General features: G+C 64.9%; 18 protein-coding genes. 5 read left to right on the top strand and 13 right to left on the bottom strand.

Going from position 1 to position 18,947, the window contains the following annotated elements; all coding sequences use genetic code 11:
- The first annotated feature begins 27 nt into the window (after positions 1-27).
- Positions 28-666: an NADPH-dependent FMN reductase gene (locus tag NCS03_RS27085; RefSeq protein ID WP_033535800.1), complete on the top strand. Its 639-nt coding sequence runs from the start codon at positions 28-30 to the stop codon at positions 664-666.
- Between the two features lie 97 nt (positions 667-763).
- Here NCS03_RS27085 and NCS03_RS27090 read toward each other — a convergent pair whose 3' ends face one another.
- Complete coding sequence (locus NCS03_RS27090; protein WP_250530191.1) at positions 764-2,095, bottom strand: LLM class flavin-dependent oxidoreductase; 1,332 nt, start codon at positions 2,093-2,095, stop codon at positions 764-766.
- Between the two features lie 183 nt (positions 2,096-2,278).
- Here NCS03_RS27090 and NCS03_RS27095 point away from each other — a divergent pair, with 183 nt between their 5' ends.
- Positions 2,279-3,106 (top strand): MetQ/NlpA family lipoprotein, encoded by an 828-nt coding sequence (locus tag NCS03_RS27095; protein ID WP_008346747.1) that lies wholly within the window; start codon positions 2,279-2,281, stop codon positions 3,104-3,106.
- Between the two features lie 69 nt (positions 3,107-3,175).
- Here the strand turns inward: NCS03_RS27095 and NCS03_RS27100 are convergent, their stop codons facing one another.
- Positions 3,176-3,817 (bottom strand): peroxidase-related enzyme, encoded by a 642-nt coding sequence (locus tag NCS03_RS27100; protein WP_175981605.1) that lies wholly within the window; start codon positions 3,815-3,817, stop codon positions 3,176-3,178.
- A gap of 209 nt (positions 3,818-4,026) precedes the next feature.
- Between NCS03_RS27100 and NCS03_RS27105 the strand changes: the two genes are divergently transcribed.
- Positions 4,027-4,602 carry a peroxidase-related enzyme gene (locus tag NCS03_RS27105; RefSeq protein ID WP_250437294.1) on the top strand — a complete coding sequence of 192 codons (576 nt, stop codon included), beginning with the start codon at positions 4,027-4,029 and terminating at the stop codon, positions 4,600-4,602.
- A 34-nt stretch (positions 4,603-4,636) separates the two neighbouring features.
- Entirely contained in the window at positions 4,637-5,839 is a 1,203-nt protein-coding gene (locus tag NCS03_RS27110) for an acyl-CoA dehydrogenase family protein (protein WP_250530192.1), read from the top strand.
- Between the two features lie 83 nt (positions 5,840-5,922).
- On the opposite strand, the gene epsC is transcribed toward NCS03_RS27110, so the two are convergent.
- The 5 genes from epsC to NCS03_RS27135 form a co-directional block, all read right to left on the bottom strand.
- Positions 5,923-6,858, bottom strand: coding sequence for a serine O-acetyltransferase EpsC (epsC, locus tag NCS03_RS27115; protein WP_008346756.1), 936 nt, complete (start codon positions 6,856-6,858; stop codon positions 5,923-5,925).
- A gap of 75 nt (positions 6,859-6,933) precedes the next feature.
- Positions 6,934-7,236 carry a hypothetical protein gene (locus tag NCS03_RS27120; protein ID WP_250530193.1) on the bottom strand — a complete coding sequence of 101 codons (303 nt, stop codon included), beginning with the start codon at positions 7,234-7,236 and terminating at the stop codon, positions 6,934-6,936.
- A gap of 53 nt (positions 7,237-7,289) precedes the next feature.
- Positions 7,290-8,021 (bottom strand): amino acid ABC transporter permease, encoded by a 732-nt coding sequence (locus tag NCS03_RS27125; RefSeq protein WP_008346760.1) that lies wholly within the window; start codon positions 8,019-8,021, stop codon positions 7,290-7,292.
- Positions 8,018-8,749, bottom strand: a complete 732-nt coding sequence (locus tag NCS03_RS27130) for an amino acid ABC transporter permease (protein ID WP_250530194.1) — start codon at positions 8,747-8,749, stop codon at positions 8,018-8,020. Before NCS03_RS27130 ends, NCS03_RS27125 begins: the two co-directional genes overlap by 4 nt.
- Before the next feature lie 12 nt (positions 8,750-8,761).
- On the bottom strand, positions 8,762-9,583 hold the full coding sequence (locus NCS03_RS27135; RefSeq protein ID WP_250522298.1) for an ABC transporter substrate-binding protein: 822 nt from the start codon (positions 9,581-9,583) through the stop codon (positions 8,762-8,764).
- A 266-nt stretch (positions 9,584-9,849) separates the two neighbouring features.
- On the opposite strand from NCS03_RS27135, the gene NCS03_RS27140 reads away from it, so the two are divergent.
- Positions 9,850-10,836, top strand: a complete 987-nt coding sequence (locus NCS03_RS27140; RefSeq protein WP_034470195.1) for a sulfonate ABC transporter substrate-binding protein — start codon at positions 9,850-9,852, stop codon at positions 10,834-10,836.
- A gap of 66 nt (positions 10,837-10,902) precedes the next feature.
- Here NCS03_RS27140 and NCS03_RS27145 read toward each other — a convergent pair whose 3' ends face one another.
- The 6 genes from NCS03_RS27145 to NCS03_RS27170 all read right to left on the bottom strand — a co-directional run bounded on the left by NCS03_RS27145 (position 10,903) and on the right by NCS03_RS27170 (position 18,942).
- The gene (locus NCS03_RS27145) at positions 10,903-12,105 is read right to left on the bottom strand and encodes an acyl-CoA dehydrogenase family protein (RefSeq protein ID WP_250437296.1); all 1,203 of its coding nucleotides are present in this window, start codon (positions 12,103-12,105) and stop codon (positions 10,903-10,905) included.
- Positions 12,106-12,139: 34 nt separating this feature from the next.
- Entirely contained in the window at positions 12,140-13,828 is a 1,689-nt protein-coding gene (locus NCS03_RS27150) for an ABC transporter ATP-binding protein (RefSeq protein WP_250530195.1), read from the bottom strand.
- A gap of 14 nt (positions 13,829-13,842) precedes the next feature.
- Positions 13,843-14,796 (bottom strand): ABC transporter permease, encoded by a 954-nt coding sequence (locus NCS03_RS27155; RefSeq protein ID WP_250530196.1) that lies wholly within the window; start codon positions 14,794-14,796, stop codon positions 13,843-13,845.
- A gap of 20 nt (positions 14,797-14,816) precedes the next feature.
- Positions 14,817-15,797, bottom strand: coding sequence for an ABC transporter permease (locus NCS03_RS27160; protein WP_250437299.1), 981 nt, complete (start codon positions 15,795-15,797; stop codon positions 14,817-14,819).
- Between the two features lie 12 nt (positions 15,798-15,809).
- Positions 15,810-17,408 carry an ABC transporter substrate-binding protein gene (locus NCS03_RS27165; protein ID WP_250479212.1) on the bottom strand — a complete coding sequence of 533 codons (1,599 nt, stop codon included), beginning with the start codon at positions 17,406-17,408 and terminating at the stop codon, positions 15,810-15,812.
- A 196-nt stretch (positions 17,409-17,604) separates the two neighbouring features.
- Positions 17,605-18,942 carry an LLM class flavin-dependent oxidoreductase gene (locus tag NCS03_RS27170; protein ID WP_008346778.1) on the bottom strand — a complete coding sequence of 446 codons (1,338 nt, stop codon included), beginning with the start codon at positions 18,940-18,942 and terminating at the stop codon, positions 17,605-17,607.
- Positions 18,943-18,947: the final 5 nt, after the last annotated feature.

The raw sequence follows: 18,947 nt of genomic DNA on the forward strand, positions 1-18,947 counted from the left end.
TGTTCCGCCTTATCCGGAGTTGTTATCTTGTCCCGTATCGAACCCATTCGCCGGCCGCTCGTGGTCGGCATCGGCGGCACTACGCGCCCTGCATCGTCCACCGAACGCGCGCTGGGCTTCGCGCTCAAAGGCGCGGAAGAATCCGGCGCTCGCGTGCGCCTGTTCGGCGGCGCATTTCTGCACAGCCTGCCCCACTACGCGCCCGAAACGCGCGATCTCACCGACGCCCAGCGCGAACTGATCGAAGCCGTGCGCGACGCCGATGCGCTCGTCATCGCGACGCCCGGTTATCACGGCGGTATCTCCGGGCTCGTGAAGAACGCGCTCGACACACTCGAAGAACTGCGCAACGACGAGCGCCCTTATCTCGACGGCCGCGCGGTCGGCAGCATCGTCACCGCTTATGGCTGGCAGGCGGCGGGCACGGTGCTGACCTCGCTGCGCTCGATCGTGCATGCGCTGCGCGGCTGGCCGACGCCCTTCGGCGCCGCCGTCAACACGCTGGAAACGCGCTTCGAAAGCGCCGACCATTGTTCCGATCCGAAGGTCGTCGAGCAGTTGTTTACCGTCGGACAGCAGGCGTCGAACTTCGCACTCGCGTTCGCTTCGCACCGGCCGGATGCGTGGCATGCAGTGACTCGCGAAGTCGCGCTCGCACAGCGCTGAGGCAGGCAAGACGTCGAAAGCATACGGTCGATCCGTGCGCTTCGACGATGGACGATGCTTGGTATCCCGACGCACGTTCCGCGCGATGCCGAGCGCATCAGCCGCGCGCGAAGAAACGGTTGGCCGGCCTCGGCAAGCCGAGATGCTCACGCAGTGTCGAACCCTCGTAAGCGCGACGGAAAATGCCGCGCCGCTGCAACTCCGGCACCACCTTGGCGACGAAATCATCCAGGCCCGCGGGCAGATACGGGAACATCACGTTGAAGCCGTCGCTGCCTTCCTCGACGAGCCACTGTTCCATTTCGTCGGCGATATCCGTCGCGGTGCCGACCATCTGCAAGCCGGAATAGCCGCCGACACGCTGCGCCAGTTGCCGCACGGTGAGCCCCTCCGCGCGCGCCATGTCGATGACGCGTTCGCGCGCACTTCTGCTCGCGTTGGTTTCGGGAATCTCGGGCAACGGGCCGTCCGGATCGAACGACGAGACATCGTGGCCGAGCGCGATCGACAGCGACGCGAAACCGCTGTCGTCATGCACGAAAGTGTCGAGCAATGCGCGCTTTTCCTGCGCTTCGTCACGCGAGTCGCCCACTACGACGAACGCGCCCGGCAGTATCTTCAGATGCTCGCGCGCGCGGCCTGCGCGCTCCATCCGGCCTTTGACATCGGCATAAAAGCGCTTGCCCGCGGCGAAATTCGGCTGCGCTGTGAAGACGGCATCGGCGGTTTCGGCGGCGAGCTGCCTGCCCGCTTCGGACGATCCCGCCTGCACCACGACCGGCCAGCCCTGCACCGGCCGCGCGATGTTCAGCGGCCCGCGCACCGACAGATATTCGCCCTTGTGATCGAGCACGTGCAGCTTCGCGGGATCGAAGAAGAGGCCGCTTTGCGTGTCCTGCACGAAGGCGTCGTCGGCCCAGCTATCCCAGAGACCGGTAACGACATCATAGAACTCGTGCGCGCGCCGATAGCGCTCGTCGTGCTCCATGTGTTCGTCGCGGCCGAAATTCAGCGCGGCATCCGGGTTCGACGTGGTGACGAGATTCCAGCCCGCGCGCCCTTCGCTCAGATGATCGAGCGATGCGAACCGCCGCGCGATGTGATACGGCTCGTCGAACGTCGTCGATGCAGTAGCGATCAGGCCGATGTGCTCAGTCACCGAAGCGAGTGCGGACAGCAGCGTGAACGGCTCGAACGATGTCGCCGTGTGGCTGCGCTTGAGCGCGTTGACCGGCATGTTCAGCACGGCAAGATGATCGGCCATGAAGAACGCATCGAAGCATGCTTTCTCCAGCGTCTGAACGAACCGCTTCAGATGTCGAAAGTTGAAGTTCGCATCGGGATACGCGCCGGGATAACGCCACGCGCCGGTGTGCAGGCTCACCGGACGCATGAATGCGCCGAGATGGAGTTGTCGGGACTGTGGCATCGCGTCGATGAATGAAGGAGTGGCGAACCGCGTCAACTTACTCCAACTCGCGCAAACACGCTCGATCGCGCTGACCATTTGCAAATCATGCGACGGGACATATCCATAGCGCCCGATATTATTTGCCGCGCACGCGCCGCGCCTCTAGCATCGGCTTCTTTCAACCAGCCTGCCTGTCCATTCGTGAAGATCAAGCATTCATTCAAGACTGTCCTGTTCCCGGTCCTGCTCGCGTGCGCCGTCGTGAGCGCGCAGCCGTCGTTCGCGGCGAACCAGACCGTGCGGGTCGGCATCATGTCCGGCGAGGACGAGGATGTCTGGCGCACCGTCGCGGCCAACGCCGCGAAGCGCGGCATCACGGTCAAGGTCACGACCTTCTCCGACTATACGCAGCCCAACGAGGCGCTCGCGCAGCACGATCTCGACGCCAACTCGTTCCAGCACAAGCCTTATCTCGATGCGCAGATCCAGGCGCGCCATTACGACATCGTGCCGGTCGGCTTCACCTATGTGCAGCCGATCGGCCTCTACTCGCGCAAGGTGAAGTCGGTGGACGCGCTGCCGCAGAACGCGTCGATCGGCGTGCCGAACGACCCGAGCAACGAAGGCCGCGCCCTGCTGCTCCTGCAGGCGAACGGCGTCATCAAGCTGCGCGAGAACGTCGGCCTGCTGCCGACCGCTCGTGACATTGCGAGCAACCCGAAGCATGTGCAGATCAAGGAACTGGACGCGGGTATCGTCGGCCGCGCGATCGGCGATGTCGACGCCGCCGTCGTCAATACCGATTGGGCGATCAAGGCGGGCATCCAGATTCCGCAGGAGCGCATCGCGCAGGAAAAGGTGACGAACAATCCGTATCGCAACTTCATCGCGGTGAACGCGAAAGATGCGCAGGCGCCGTGGGTCAAGGCACTGGTCGAGAGCTATCAGCAGGCGAATGTCGCGTCGTCGATTCTTTCCGTGTATCACGGGGCGACGTTGCCGGCGTGGGAAGACGCGCCGCAGCATTGAACGCGACGGCGAAGCATCGCCGATCATCGGGACGCGGGGCCTGTTTTCGGAAGGAAACAGGCTCCGGCTTCATAGTGTCGCCGGATCGCGGCCCGCAAAGAACTGTTCGTCCGGCACCACATTCAACGCGATGGTCAGCCGGTTCGCATAGTTGAAGAACGCCGATATCTCCAGCACTTCGGTCACCGCCTGCTGCGTGAAGCCTATCGAGCGCAGCCATTGCAGATGCTCATCGCGAATGCTGCCCGGCTCGCGCGTGAGGCGCTCCGCGATCTCCGCGAGCGCCGCCTCCTTCACGGACAGCCGCACATGGCGAAAGCCCTGCGCGATGCGCTGCGCACGCACGGTATCGCCCGAGACGGCCGCCAGCGCCTGCGTGTGATTGAAAACGCAATAGCTGCATTCGTTCACGGCCGACGTGACCACCGCGATCAACTCGCGCTCGGCTGCCGTGAGATGGCTGCGGTGCGGATCGAATAGATGCTCGTAGAACGTGACGAGCCGGTACGCGGTATCGGGGTTGACGGAAAGCGCCGCAAGCCAGTTGGGCACGAAGCCATACTGACGGCGAAACTTCGCGTGGATCGCCGCGACGTGCGGCGGCAAGCGGGCCTCGTCGGGCAAGCCGAAACGGGAAACCGGTTCGCGTATTGCATCGGCATCCGAATTCAGCTGATCGGCGAACGGATCTGAAGGTGCAAGAGTGGACATCGTATGGAGTCTCCTGGCGCTATGTTCGGGCATCCAAATTAACGCACTCGCCGACGCGCGGTGTGACTGATTTTTCATAAGCTAATCGGTGTTTGGACACATCGCGCTCGCCGAATTGCAAATCGCAAATCGATATTGGATCGCACGAAAGATCGCTGCGCATAATGAGCCACAGCTTCTCTTCACTCCTTCCAGGCGAGGCATGTGACATGGCAGAAGTTCTGAGCACTGAGACGCACGTCATCGGACGGCTCGATGTTCCGACGCACGATGCGCTGAGCGACGATCTCCGGCAACTGGTCGAGCAGCACGGCGGCGACAACTGGATTCGGGCGCTGTCCCTGAATGCCGATACCGCGCGCCGCTTCACGCAGTACTTCGAGAAACTTTTCAGCGCGACGGGCGGACGACTGCCGCTCGACGAGCGCGAGCTGATCGCGGTGATCGTGTCGCGCACGAACGGCTGCGGGCTGTGCGCAATCCATCACGCGCATGCGCTCGGCGAGGCGCTCGGCGACCGCGTGCAGGCCCGGCGCATTGCGCTCGACTATCACCTCGCGGATCTGTCCGCGCGGCAACTGGCGCTCGCCGAAATCGCCGAGACCATCACGACATCGCCGCGCGCGATTACCCGTAAGGACTTCGACCGCCTGCGCGCGCTCGGCCTCGACGACGCCGATATCCTCGAAGCGATCGAAACCGCGTCGTGGTTCAACCATACGAACCGCATCTTCATCGCGGCCGGCGTCGTGCCCGACGAGAAGTATTTCTCGGCGCTCGCGTAATGCCGATCCCGCATCCGCACACAGGAGAGTTTCGATGAGCGCCGTACTCGAACCCGTCATCGCGTCGCCCGCGCCGGGCGATGCCTCGCATCTGCTGTCCGACGCGCTGCTCGATGCGATCGGCCAGCGCGCCGCCGGTTATGACCGCGAGAATCGCTTCTTTTCCGACGACCTGCGCGATCTTCACGAAGCCGGTTTCCTGCGCGCCACGGTGCCGATCGAATTCGGCGGACTCGGCCTCACGCTGCCGCAACTGCTGCGCGAGCAGGTGCGGCTCGCGGCCCGCGCGCCATCGACGGCGCTTGCGCTGAACATGCATCTGTACTGGGTCGGCGCGGCGCTGCATCTGTATCGGCGCGGCGACAAGTCCGCGCAATGGATCCTCGAGGAAGCGGGCGCGGGCAAAATGTTCGCGGCAGGCCATGGCGAGCCGGGCAACGATCTCGGTCTCGCGTGGTCGTCGGTGAAGGCGACGCCGTTGCCGGACGGCGGCTATCGCTTCGACGGCCGCAAGATCTTCACCTCGCTCGCGCCCGCATGGGACTGGCTCGGCGTGCATGGCATCGACGACTCCGATCCGCAGGCGCCGAAGATCGTGCATGCATTCATCCGGCGTGACGCGGCGGGACATCGCACGGTGCAGACCTGGGATGCGCTCGGCCTGCGCGCGACGCGCAGCGACGATACCTGGCTCGAAGGCGCCATCGCGCCGCGCGACAAGGTGATCCGCGTGCTGCCCGCGGGCATTCCCGACGATCCTTTCGTCGATGGCATTCTCGGCGCGGTGCTGCCCGGTCTCGGCGCGGTCTATTACGGCATCGCGAAGCGCGCGTTCGACATCGCGGTGGAATCGGCGAAGCGGCGTGCATCGCCGGCCATCGGCGGCAAGACTTATGCGTACAAGCCGCTGACGCAGCAGGCGGTCGCGCAGGCGGCCATCGAGCTTGCGAGCATCGAGGCGCTCGTCGAGCGCGCGGCCGAGCGCTGGTGGACGGGTTACGGCGAAAGCGAACCGTGGATCGCGCACTTGCTTGCGGCGAAACAGCATGCCGTCGATGGCGCGTTGCGCGTGGTGAACCTCGCGCTGAAGATCGCAGGCGCGGCTTCGCTGTCGCGTCATAGCGAGCTGGAACGGCTGTATCGCGATGTGCGCGCGGGCGCGTTTCATCCGCCGAACGCGGATGCGGCGCATGAAGTCATCGGTCAGGCTTGGCTCGGGGTGCTCGGTCAGGCGTGAGCGTCGCGGCGCATGGTTGACTTTTCCATGCGTTGCGCGCTTGAACTTCTGCATTCAGGCTTGCGCTTCGCGAATCACAGTGCTTACCGCGCAACCTCCACTGCAGACGCACGCGCGCCTTCCTCACCGCTTTGCGAAAGCGCCTGCGTCACCGAAGCACCGGGCGCGACGTCGTGCGTGAGCCATACGTTGCCGCCGATCACCGCGCCGCGTCCGAGCGTCACGCGTCCGAGGATCGTCGCGCCCGCATAGATGACCACATCGTCCTCGACGATCGGATGACGCGCGAGGCCCTTCTCCAGATGACCTTCCGCGTCGCGCGGAAAGCGTTTCGCTCCGAGCGTCACCGCCTGATAGACGCGCACGCGATTGCCGATGACCGCCGTCTCGCCGATCACCACGCCCGTGCCGTGATCGATGAAAAAGCCCGAGCCGATGCGCGCGCCCGGATGAATGTCGATGCCCGTTTCCCCATGCGCGAGTTCGGCGACGATGCGCGCGAGCAGCGGCAACCCGAGCCGGTAGAGCTCGTGCGCGACGCGATGGTGAATCATCACGAGAATGCCGGGATAGCAGAGCAGCACTTCATCGACGCTGCCCGCCGCCGGGTCGCCCTGATAGGCCGCGAGGATGTCGCTGTCGAGCAGACTGCGAATGCGCGGCAGGGTTTTCGCGAACGCGCGTATCGCATCGCTCGCGCGCGTTTCGACGGCGTGATCGTCGCGCGGCAGATGACGCGCCTTGTATTGCAGTTCGAGCTTCGCCTGCACGAGCAGCCCTTGCAGCGCGAAGTCGAGCGCGTGGCCGACGTAGAAGTTTTCGCTTTCCTGTCGCAGGTCGGGCGGTCCGAGCCGCATCGGAAAGAGCGCGCCTTTCAGTGCGCCGATGATGTCGCCAAGCGCCTCGCGTGCGGGAAGCTCGCGCCCGCCCGGTTCGAGCGAGCGCTTCTGGGCTTCGCGCCACTGCTGGCGGACTGTCTGAAGCGATTGGACGATGTCGTCGATGTCGAATACAGCCACAGTGCAGTCCTTTCTATGTAATGGGTCAGCTCGCGTGGGCGCGCGATGCGCGAGCGGTAAATTCGTCGCGCGCACTCATCGATGGGAGCGAGCGGTCGACGCGCCGCCTGCATCGCAGCGAAACAGCGGCGGTTCGACCGGCGGCTGAAACATGTCGACCGCATTGCCCATGTTGAAGTAGCCCGCCTGCGCGAATAACGCGATGTGTTCGAGCCGCTCCGCGCTGCTCGCCTCTCCGTCGCCGCGCGTAGAAGTGCGCGGCGCTTCGCACCCGCACGCATTCATCGCGCGTCTGGCTTCACGCAGAAAGCGGCGCTCGCGCGACCGTTCGAAACGGTTGGACAGCATGTGCCAGCAAGACGTCAGGATATGCGCCATGACTCGCTACCTTCGAATGACGATGACATCAATCTAGGCCCGCGCGACGCGTTTCACAAACGAGCTTTTCTGCGTTGCATTGCAGGCATCGTGCGGACCCGGCTGCGCTCTGCGGAGCGGCGCGAGAGCAGTGCGTGCGCGAGCGCTTGCAGCGCACCGCACAGCATCAGATAGACGAAGCCGACGAACAGGAAGATCTGCGCCGGATAGACCATCAACCGGTTGTTGAGCTGATTGGCGAGGAACGTGAATTCCGGCACGCCGACGATATAGGCAAGCGACGTATCCTTGATGAGCGAGACCCATTGATTGACGAACGACGGCATCATCACGCGCACGGCCTGCGGCAACACGACTTCGCGCAGCGCCTGCCAGCGCGTGAGGCCGAGCGACATCGCCGCCTGCCACTGCCCGTTGCCGATCGACACGATGCCCGCATGAACCGAATGCGACAGATAGGCGCCGCCGATCAGCGCGAGCGCGCATACGACGGTCGCGAGGCCCGGCACATTGACGTGCAGCAGAATCGGCATCAGAAAGAAGGTCCAGAAAATCAGCATCAGCACGGGAATCGCGCGAAAGAACGCAACGAGCGCGGTCAGCAGGATCTGCGCGACGCCGCGTGTCATCGAAAGCGCGATGCCGCCCGCGAGCCCGATGATCGCCGCAAGAATCGCGGAGGAAATGGAAAGCGCGAGCGTCAGCGCAACGCCGCCGAGCGGTCCGGAAGGAAACGCGCCCAGCAGGAGATAGCGCAGCGACGCGAACCAGTCGACCTCGTTCATGCGTGGACTCGCCGCAACGCGCGCACGCCGGTGCGCTGCCACACGACCAGCGCCGCTTCGATGACCGCGATGGTCAGCACATAGAACACCGTGGCCGTGCCGAATGCCTGAAATGTCCTGAAGGACTCGGTATCGACCTGACGCGACATGTACGAAAGCTCCGCGACGCCTACCGCCATCGTCAGCGACGAGTTCTTCACCACGTTCATGTATTGCCCGGCGAGCGGCGGCGTCGCGATGCGCAGCGCCTGCGGCAGGATCACGTAGCGCAGCGCGGCATAGCGGCTCATGCCGAGCGCGGCCGCCGCCTGCTCTTGCGCCGCACTCACGCCACGCATACCCGCACGAAACTCCTCGCCGATGAACGCCGTCGTGTAGCAGGTCAATCCGATCCAGCCCGCGAACAGCTCGAAACTCGGCCAACGCAAAACGAACGGCCCGAACGTCGCGGCATGCGGCGTGTTGAGCCACGTCATCCATTCGGACGGCAGCAACGCGGCCGCCCCGAAATACCAGAACAGCAACTGGACGAGCAGCGGCGAATTGCGAAAGACGAAGACATACGATGCCGCGACGCGTGCGAGCGCCGCATTGCCCGACGTGCGCGCGACGGCCAGCGCGAAGCCGAGCAGCGTCGCGCAGATCGCCGCGCAGGCGGACAACATCAGCGTGACGACGAAGCCCTGCTCCAGCCACGCGAAATATTTCGGATCGAGCCAGCTATGCATGATCGACGGCGATCAACCGTTCTTCTGCGGATCGCCGATCTTGAAGAGGCGCGGCAGCGGCGCGGCGCTCTTCGGGCCGAACCACTTGTCGTAGATGCGCGTCGCTTCGCCGTCCGTTTCGAGTTTGGTGAGCGTGCCGTTCACGGCGTCGAGCAGGCGCGTCTCGCCCTTCGGCACGCCGACGCCTTCGTAATCGTTGGAGATCGTGAAGGCCGGAATTTCGTAGCTGGCCTTGTCCGGCACGCGCGCGAGCAACGCAACGAGCTTCGGTCCGTCCTGCGTGATCGCCTGCACGTTGCCCGTGCGCAGCGCGGCGAAAGCGAACGGCGTGTCGTCATAGGCGACGATGGTCGCGTTCGGGAATTTCGCCCGCACCTGCTGTTCGTTCGTCGTTCCCTTGTCCGCGCCGATGCGCAGGCTGTTGATCTGATCGGGCGATTTCAGCACGCCCTTCTTCGCGATGAACTGCGTGCCCGATGCGAAGTACGGCGTGCTGAAATCGACTTCCTTTTTGCGCTCGTCGGTGATCGTGAAGTTGGCGAAGACGAGATCGACCTTGCCCGACTTCAGAAACGCGATGCGGTTGGCCGGATTGGTCGGCTGCACTTCCAGCTTGACGCCCAGGCTCTTCGCCACCGCGCGCGCATAGTCGACATCGAGACCGACGATCTGATTGTCCTTCGGATCGACGAAGCCGAACGGCGGATTGCTGTCGAACGCCGCGACGCGCAGCACGCCGGCTTTCCTGATGTCGTCGAGCCTGTCCGCATGCGCGGCATTCGAAGCCACTGCCAGCAGTGCAGCGAGCACCGCGCCCCAGGTCCTGATTTTCATTGGTGAGTTCCTTGTTCGTTGCGCCGGTGTGCGTCGCCGGGCGGCGGCACGATGGCGAGGCTGGCACTCTATCGGTGCCGCCGCTCCGACGGAACGAAGTTTTTGTCACGAAGAAAGCAGGCGTGGAGATTTGGCGCGACGCCCGCATTGCCGTCGCGTGCACATGCTTATGACTTCCGTTGCCATAGCGATATGTGCATCGCTACGTTGGTCCGAATGGGCGCTCGTCTTAGCATCGGAAGCTTTCGCCAACCAGAGCTTCCGCCATGTCGAAAACAAAAACCACCGATCGCCGCGCTTTTCTCTCCCTGACCGCGCGGGCCGCGACGGGCGCCGCCGCGCTCGCGGTCACGCCGGCATCGTTCGCCCAGCAAGCGGCGCAAGCGCAGCCGCGCGTGCTGCGCATCGGCAATCAGAAAGGCTATCTGAACCTGCTCAAGGGACGTGCAACGCTGGAGAAGCGTCTGGCTCCGCTCAACGTATCCGTGAGCTGGACGGAGTTCTCCGCGGGTCCGGTGCAGCTCGAAGCGCTCAATGTCGGCTCGATCGATTTCGGCGACGTGGGCGAAGCGCCGCCGATCTTCGCGCAGGCGGCCGGCGCGCCGCTCGCCTACGTCGCCGCCACGCCGACGCGGCCGCATTCCGAAGCCGTGCTGGTGCCGGCGCAATCGTCCGTCAAAACGGTGGCGGATTTGAAAGGCAAGCGCATCGCGTTGAACAAGGGCAGCAATGTCCATTACTTCCTCGTGAAGCTGCTGCGCCAACATGGCCTTCAGTATCGCGACGTCGAACTCGCCTATCTCGCGCCCGCCGACGCGCGCGCCGCCTTCGAGCGCGGCTCGATCGATGCGTGGGTCATCTGGGACCCGTACTTCGCCGCCGCGCAGCAGTCGCTGAATGCGCGCGTCGTGGCGGACGCGAGCGGCGTCGTGGGCAACCGCGCCTACTATTTTTCGTCGCAAGACTATGTGGCGAAGAATGCCGACGTGATCCGCATCGTCATCGAGGAGATCAAGGCCGTCGATCAATGGGGCAAGCAGCATCCGGACGAACTCGCGAGCGAACTCGCGCGGCTTTGGGGCCTGCCCAAACCTGTCGTCGATCTCGCGGTGAGCCGGCAGGTCTTCGGTACGGAAGCCATCACGCGGGCGATCATCGCGGAGCAGCAGCAGATCGCCGACACCTTCGTCGAGCTCGGGCTGGTGCCGAAACATGTCGACGTGCTGAGGGCCGCGCCGCCCGGTCTTGCCTGACGGCCATCGATGCCTCGGGCGCCGCGCCTGAAAGCCGCGGCATCGCGTAGCGATCCGCGCAAGACGTCAGAACACGCGCCCTTCGGTCAGATGCGTCGTCACGCCGTTGAGCGCGTAATCGCCGATCACGCGCGCCTTATGCATCAGCGGATTGTGGCTGAAGATCGTGCGCAGATTGCGCCAGTGGCGATCGAAGTTATGCGCGCGCGCCGTCGCCGATGCGCCGCCCGCTTCGAACATGCGCTCCGCCGCGCTCAACGCGAGCTTGCTGACGACGATCTGCGTGCGCGCCGTCGCGAGCGCGCCTTCCAGCACGAGCGCGTCGGCGTCGGCATCGCCGTTGCGGATCGCTTGCGACGATCGTTCGAGCACGCGCGCGTTGTCGCGCACGAGCGCATCGATCGCGTGACTGTTCGCGCTCAATTCGCCCACGACCTGCTGAATGAACGCATCCTCGCGGGCCGACGGCGCCGCGCTATGCAGCACGGGGCGTCCGTGTTTCAGCACATAGCGCTCCGCATCCGCGACGACGTTGCGTACGATGCCCGCCGCCACCGCCACCAGATGCAACTGACGCAGCGCGCCACCGTGACGGCCCGTGAGCGTCGTCTGCACGCGCGGCGTGACTTCGTCCGCGTACACGATCAGATCGTCGAACTCGAGACTGCCGCTCGCGGTCATGCGCTGCCCCATGCCGTCCCAGTCGTCGAGCACGCGCAGCCCCTCGCGTTGAACCGGCACGACGGCTATGGCGGCCTCGCCGTGTTCGTCCTGCACGTTCAGGCGCGCGTAGTCGGAGAACGCGGTGCCCGTCGCGTAATACTTGCGGCCGCTCAGACGAAAGTGATCGCCTTCGCGCCGAAGTTGCGTCGTGATTTCGCCGGGGCGCGACGTGCCCGCTTCGGTCGATGCGCCGCCGAAGATCGCGCCTTCCGCCACGCGCTTGATCTGCAATGCATTGAACGGCGTGCGCGGCGCAAGCAGCAGCGCTTCGGTCTGGTCGAAGTGAATGCGCAACGCGTGCGCGACGTTGCTTTCGTGCGCGGCAAGCGTTGCGATCACGTCGAAGACGTCTTCGAGCGAGCCGCCGAGTCCGCCCCATTCGAGCGGAAAGCGCAACGTCCCGAGGCCCGATCGACGAAACAGCGCAAAGGCATCGAACGGCAGTTCGCGGCGCGCCTCGCGCGCGGCCGCATCTTCGCCGATGGACTGTGCCAGTTCAGGCAGCGCGGCGAGCGCGGCTTCGAGTTTCTGATTTTTATTCGACATATGACGTGACGTTCCTATGGTATTGATGCGTGCTCTACGCGGCCTGCGCGTCGAATCGTTTGCCGGGAATCGCTTCGAGCAGCGTGCGCGTGTACGCATGCTTCGGCGCGCGCCATATCTCGCGATGATCGCCGCTTTCGACGATGCGCCCGCCATGCATCACATGGACGCGGTCGGCGATATAGCGCACCACCGAGAGATCGTGCGAGATGAAGAGATAAGCGAGCCCGAGGTCGTGTTTCAGCTCGACGAGCAGATTGAGTATCTGCGCCTGAATGGACACATCGAGCGCGGAGACGGGTTCGTCGCAGATCAGCAGCGCGGGCTCGAGCACGAGCGCGCGCGCAATGCCGATGCGCTGCCGCTGACCGCCCGAAAACTCGTGCGGATAGCGATCAAGCGCGGCGCTCGGCAAACCGACGCGATCGAGCATCGCGCTTGCGCGTCGGCGGCGTTCGCGCGCATCGGCGATGCCGTTCACGATCATCACCGTATCGAGGATGTCGCCGACGCTGCGGCGCGGATTCAGCGACGCATACGGGTCCTGAAACACCATCTGCACCTGCGCCCGCAGCGGGCGCAACGCGCGTTCGCTCAGGGGCGCGAGATCGACGCCGCGCAGGCGGATCGCGCCACCCGACGCCGGCACGAGACGCAGGATCGCTTTCGAAAGGGTCGACTTGCCGCAGCCGGATTCGCCGACGAGACCCACGGTTTCGCCGCACGCGATATCGAACGACACGTCGTCGACGGCGCGCAACGCGCCCCTGCCATGCCGATGCACATAATCGACCGTCAGATGTTGCACCGAGAGCAGCGGCGCGTCGTTGTCGAATCGCGTTTCCGGCGCGCTGACGGGCGCAAGCGGCGTCACGTTGAACGCGGGCTTGTCATCGGCGCCTTGCACGTGACGAATCTCCGGCAGCTTCCAGTCGCGGTAATGCAACTCCGTTGCCACGTTCAGCGATGCGCCCAGCAGCCCGCTCGTGTATGCATGCCGCGGCCGCTCGAAGAGTTGACGCACCGGCGCTTCCTCGACCTTTTCGCCCGCGAGCATCACGGCGACGCGATCCGCATGTTCGGCGACGACGCCGAGATCGTGCGTGATGAGCAGCAGCGACATCGACAGATCGCGCCGCAATTCGGCAAGCAGTTCGAGAATGCGCGCCTGAATCGTGACGTCGAGCGCGGTGGTCGGTTCATCCGCGATCAGCAGACGCGGACGGCATGCGACGGCCATCGCGATCATCACGCGCTGGCGCTGCCCGCCCGACAGCTCGTGCGGATAGTCGAAGACGCGTCGATGCGGCTCCGGAATATGCACGAGATCGAGCAGTTCGACGGCGCGCTTCATCGCCGCTGGCTTCGACAGCGCTTCGTGCCGTCGCAAGGTCTCGACGATCTGCGCGCCGACCGTGAGCACCGGATTGAGCGATGTCATCGGCTCCTGAAAAATCATCGAGATGTCGCGGCCGCGCACATCGCGCATTTCACGCGGGCTCAGCGCGAGCACGTCGCGTCCGTCGAAGCGGACGCTGCCCGTCACGCGGCCCGGCTCCGGCACGAGCCGCATGAGCGACAGCGCAGTCGCCGATTTGCCGCAGCCGGACTCGCCGACGAGCGCGAGCGTCTCGCCTTCGGCTATGTCCAGATCGATGCCGCGCACCGCGCGATGCGCGCCGAAACTCACGCGCAGATCGCGCACTTCAAGAAGATTCGCCACGGACAGGTCTCGGGTCAGGAACGTTCGCGCATGCGCGGGTTGAGTGCGTCGTTGAGGCCGTCGCCGAGCAGATTGAGCGCGAGCACCGCGAGCACGATCGCCGCGCCCGGCACGGCGGTCAGATACCACGCGGTGCGCAAGGAATCGCGCCCCGCGCCGATCATGCCGCCCCATGTGACGACGTTCGGGTCGCCCATGCCCAGAAACGACAGCGAAGACTCGATCAGGATCGCGCTCGCGACCATCACCGATGCGGTCACGATCACCGGCGGCAGCGCGCTCGGCAAGATCTCGCCGAAGATGATGCGCGCGTCGGAAAAGCCCTGACTGCGCGCGGCGAGCACGAAGTCCGACGAACGCAGCGTGCGGAACTCGGCGCGCACGATACGCGCGACCGTCGGCCACGAAGCGATGCCGATGGCCAGCGCGATCACCGTCACGTTCGGCCGCCCTATCGCGACGATCACGATCACGAGCAGAAACGACGGCACGGTTTGAAACAGCTCGGTGACGCGCACGAGAAGATCGTCGATGACGCCGCCGAAGAAGCCGCCGATCGCGCCGACGAGCGTGCCGATGACGAGCCCGATCGCCGCCGCCGATGCGCCGATCAGCAGCGACACGCGTGTGCCGTGCGCGATGCCGGCGGCGACATCGCGGCCGAGCGAATCGGTGCCGAGGCGATACAGCGGGTCGCTGCCCGGCCATTCGAAGGGCGCGGCGACCATATCGAGCGGATCGCCGGGAAAAAGATACGGCGCACTCAGCGCAAGCGCGATGAACGCAGTCAACAGCACGATGCCCGCGAGCGCGGACGGATTGCGCAGCAGCGCGCGCCACACGCCGCGCGAGGCGCGAGCGTAAGGCGCACGTTGAGCGCGCCGCGCGCCGAATAGCGCACCGGCGAGCTGGCGCCGCCACGCCGAGCCGTGGCCGGATGAAGCGAGTTCGGTGGAATCGGAAGCCATGCGTTTTCAGGTTCGATGAGTCAGACGATGCGTGGATCGAGCCACGCCTGCAGCAGATCGACCGTCACGTTGGCGACGATCACGAGCAGCGACGAAAGCAGCAACACGCCGAGCAGCACGCTGAAATCGCGCGCCATGACAGCATCGAGCGCAAGACGCCCGAGGCCCGGCCAACTGAACACGGTTTCCGTGACGGCCGCGCCGCCGAGCAGCGTGCCGAAGTGAATGCCGACCATCGTCGTGAGCGGCATCAGCGCGTTGCGCAGCACATGACGCACGGTGACGCGCAGCGGATGCAGCCCCTTCGCGTGCGCGGTACGCACGAAGTCCTGGCGCTTCACTTCGAGCATCGCGGCGCGCGTGAGACGCGCGTAGATGGCGACGAAGAAAGTCGCGAGCGTCACGGCCGGCAGCAGCACATGTTTCGCGACATCGGCGGCATACGCGAAGCCGTGCAAGGACGCGCCGACGGTGATATCGCCGCCGCTCGGCAGCCAGCCGAGATGCACCGAGAACAGCACGATGGCGAGCAGGCCGATCCAGAAGCCGGGCGTCGAATACAGCACGAGCGCGAGCACGGACAGCACGCGATCCGGCCACTTGCCCGCCCAATGCGCCATGACCGCGCCGAGCACGATGCCCGCGACGATCGCAAGGGCGAGCGCCGTGCCCATCAGCAGCAAGGTGTTCGGCAGCCGCGACAGAATCAGTTGCATGACGGGCGCGTCGTAACGCGGCGAATAGCCGAGACTGCCGTGCGCGAGATGCGACAGATACGCGCCGAGCTGATGCAGCACCGGCTGATCGAGGCCGAACTTCGCGCGCAATGCCTGCAGCGTTTCGGCGGTCGCGGAGCCCGCTTCGCCCGCGAGCACATCGGCGGCGTCGCCGGGCATCAGCTTCAGCAGGAAGAAGTTCAGGACCACGATGGCGAGCATCGTCGGCAGGGCCTGCCATGCGGTGCGCCGCGCGATGGCGGCGAAGCGCGTGCGTCGGTTCATCGGCGTCCGTCCTCAGGCGCTCAGCCACACATCGGCGAGATTGCCTTCCAGCCCCTGCGCCGACACCGTGTGATTGCGCACGCGCCGGTTCGCGAGCGTGACCATGCGCGGCGCGACGAGATTCAGGATCGGCAGGTCGCGATACACGATCTGCTGAAACTGCTGATAGAGCGCCACGCGCTTCTTCTCATCCGTTTCGATCGATGCCGATTCGAGCAGCGTATCGACTTCCGCATTGCTGTAGTGCGGCGCGTTCGAGAACGGCACGCCGGGCCGGATGTTCTTCGACCAGTAGAGACGCTGCACGCCCACGCTCGGATCGAACAACGTATTCACGCCGATGCTCGTGAAGTCGAACTGACGGTCCGCATACACGCGCTTGAGGAACGAAGGCAGATCCTGCGAACGCACGGTCACGTCGATGCCCACACGCGCGAGCGCCGACTTCACGTAATCGGCCTGACGCCGGTACATGTCGCCATAAGGCAGGAAATCGTGCGTCAACTGGAAGCGCGGGCCGCCGTTCTTGCGCGGATAACCCGCGGCATCGAGCAGCTTTTCCGCGTTCGCGATATCGAATGCGTAAGGCGCGAGCTTCGCGTCGTGATACGGCGAGGCGGGCGTGATCGGCGTCGGAGAAATCTCGGCGTAACCGTAGGCGATCGTCTTCTGCACGATCTGCGGATTGATCGCATGGGCGATCGCCTGACGCACGCGCACGTCCTTCAGGATCGGATGCGCGAGATTGAAATCGATCTCCGAGAGCGGTTCCAGAAAGCGATAACCGCGCGTTTCCACGGCGAGCTGCGGCAATTGCGTGAGACGCGGCAGATCCGAAAGCGGCACCGGATTCTCGCCGCCGAGATCGAGCGCGCCGGTTTCGAACGCGGCGGAGCGCGCGGCGGCATCGGGAATCACTTTGAACACGAGCGAATCGATATACGGCTTGCCCGCGTCCCAGTAATCCGGATTGCGCTCGTAGACGATGCTCGCGCCCCGCGTCCACGACTTGAAGCGGAACGGCCCGGTGCCGATGGGCGCATTGTTATGCGGGTTCGTCAGCGGATCGCCGTTCGCGTAGAGATGCTTCGGCACGATCGGCGATTCGCCCGCCGACAGCGCCTTCAGCAGATACGGCGCGGGCTTCGACAATTCGATGATCGCGGTGCGCGCATCGGGCGTCGATACGCGCGTCACGTTGGCGAAGGTGCTGCGCCCGCGCGGATGGATCGACTTCAACAAGTCGATGGAAAACGCCACATCCGCCGATGTGAACGGCTCGCCGTCGTGCCACTTCACGTTCTGGCGCAGCGTGAACGTGTACTTGAGACCGTCCGGGCTCACGTTCCACGCGGTCGCGAGCTGCGCCTTCGGCTTCAGATCGAAGTCATAGGCGAGCAGACCTTCGAGCACCTTCGAACTCGCGACGAGCGCGGGGCCCGTCGTCTGGAAGATCGATACGAGCACGGGCGGCTCGGGATTGATCAGCATGTTGAGCGTGCCGCCACGCCTGGGTGCCGCTTCCTGCGCGAAGGCGAGCGAAGACAGGCCGGCGGACGCGAGCGCCGCGCCTGATGAGACCAGAAAATCGCGTCGGTTGAAGCCTGCCATGTGATGCCATTCCTCTCTGTTCGTTGTTCGACGGCCGAATATGACGCGCCGCGGCGATCACGATAAAACGGCTGCGCGCGCGCGTGAACGAACGGTTATGCATATGGAAAGCATGGCGGCGCGAAAAGCATGTGACGTCGGGTGCAATGCCGAGAGGCGATCGCTACGCCACGCGCACCGCTCCCCCACCACCCGCCTAATGCATGTCGAGCACCGCGCCCTCGGGCACCGACAACCCCAGATGGCTGCGCAAGGTCTTGCCCTCATACGCGCGACGGAAAATGCCGCGCCGCTGAAGTATCGGCACGACGCCTTCCGTGAAGGCTTCGAGACCATCGGGCAGCACGTCGGGCATCAGATTGAAGCCGTCGGCGGCGCCGTTCCTGAACCAGTGCTCGATGTCATCCGCGACTTGCTCGGGCGTGCCGACGATCACGCGATGTCCGCCGCCGCCCGCCAGCGCACGGATGAGCTCGCGCACCGTGTAGCCATGCGTGCGCGCCTGCGCGAGCGTCGCGTTGAAGAACGTGTGATTGCCGTTGCCGCCATTGGGCAGCGGCAAGTCGTCGGGCAAACGCCTGTCGAGCGAAAGCGAATCGACGGGCACGCCGAGCGTGCCAGCGATGCGGTTCAGGCTGTACTGCACCGGAATCAGATCGACGAGTTCGTCACGGCGTCGCAGCGCCTCGCTTTCCGTCGAACCGATGATCGTCGTCAGTCCCGCGAGCACTTTCACCGCGTTCGCGCCGCGTCCGTAACGCGCCGCGCGCGCGTTGAGATCTTCGCGATATGCACGCGATTCATCGAACGATTGCGAGGCCGAAAACACCGCTTCCGCGTGACGCGCGGCCAGCTCGCGTCCGTCGCCCGATGCGCCCGCCTGCACCAGAACCGGATGACCCTGTGCCGAGCGCGGCAGATTCAGCGCGCCGCGCACGCTGAAGAATCGCCCACGATGATCGGCCGGATGCACCTTGTCGAGATCGACGAAGCGCCCGCTCGATTTGTCCGCGATGAATGCGTCGTCATCCCAGCTATTCCACAGCGTCTTGACGAGCGCCGCGAACTCGTCCGCGCGTGCATAGCGCGTTGCATGGTCGGGGACCGTGTCGTGACCGAAGTTGCGCGCAGACGGCAGGTCCGCGGTCGTCACGATGTTCCAGCCCGCGCGCCCGCCGCTGATCAGATCGAGCGTCGCGAATCGGCGTGCGATGTTGTACGGCTCGTTGTAACTCGTCGATGCCGTCGCGATCAGCCCAAGATGCGTGGTCGCGGCTGCAATGCTCGTGAGGAGCATCGTCGGTTCGAGCGCCGTGATGGGGCGCATGTCGAGCTGATCGGAGATCGCGGCGCTATCGGCGAGAAAGATTGCATCGAGACACGCGCGTTCCGCCAGCTGCGCCAGGCGCACATAGTGGCTCACGTCGAGGAATACGTTCGGATCCGAATCCGGCAGACGCCATGCCGACGGCACGAATCCGGAATGAAGCGCGTTGATGTTCAGATGCAGTTGGCGCGGGGCATCGCCGCTCATGGAAA

It is taken from the genome of Caballeronia sp. ATUFL_F1_KS4A, assembly GCF_023630905.1.
Taxonomy (GTDB): domain Bacteria; phylum Pseudomonadota; class Gammaproteobacteria; order Burkholderiales; family Burkholderiaceae; genus Caballeronia; species Caballeronia zhejiangensis.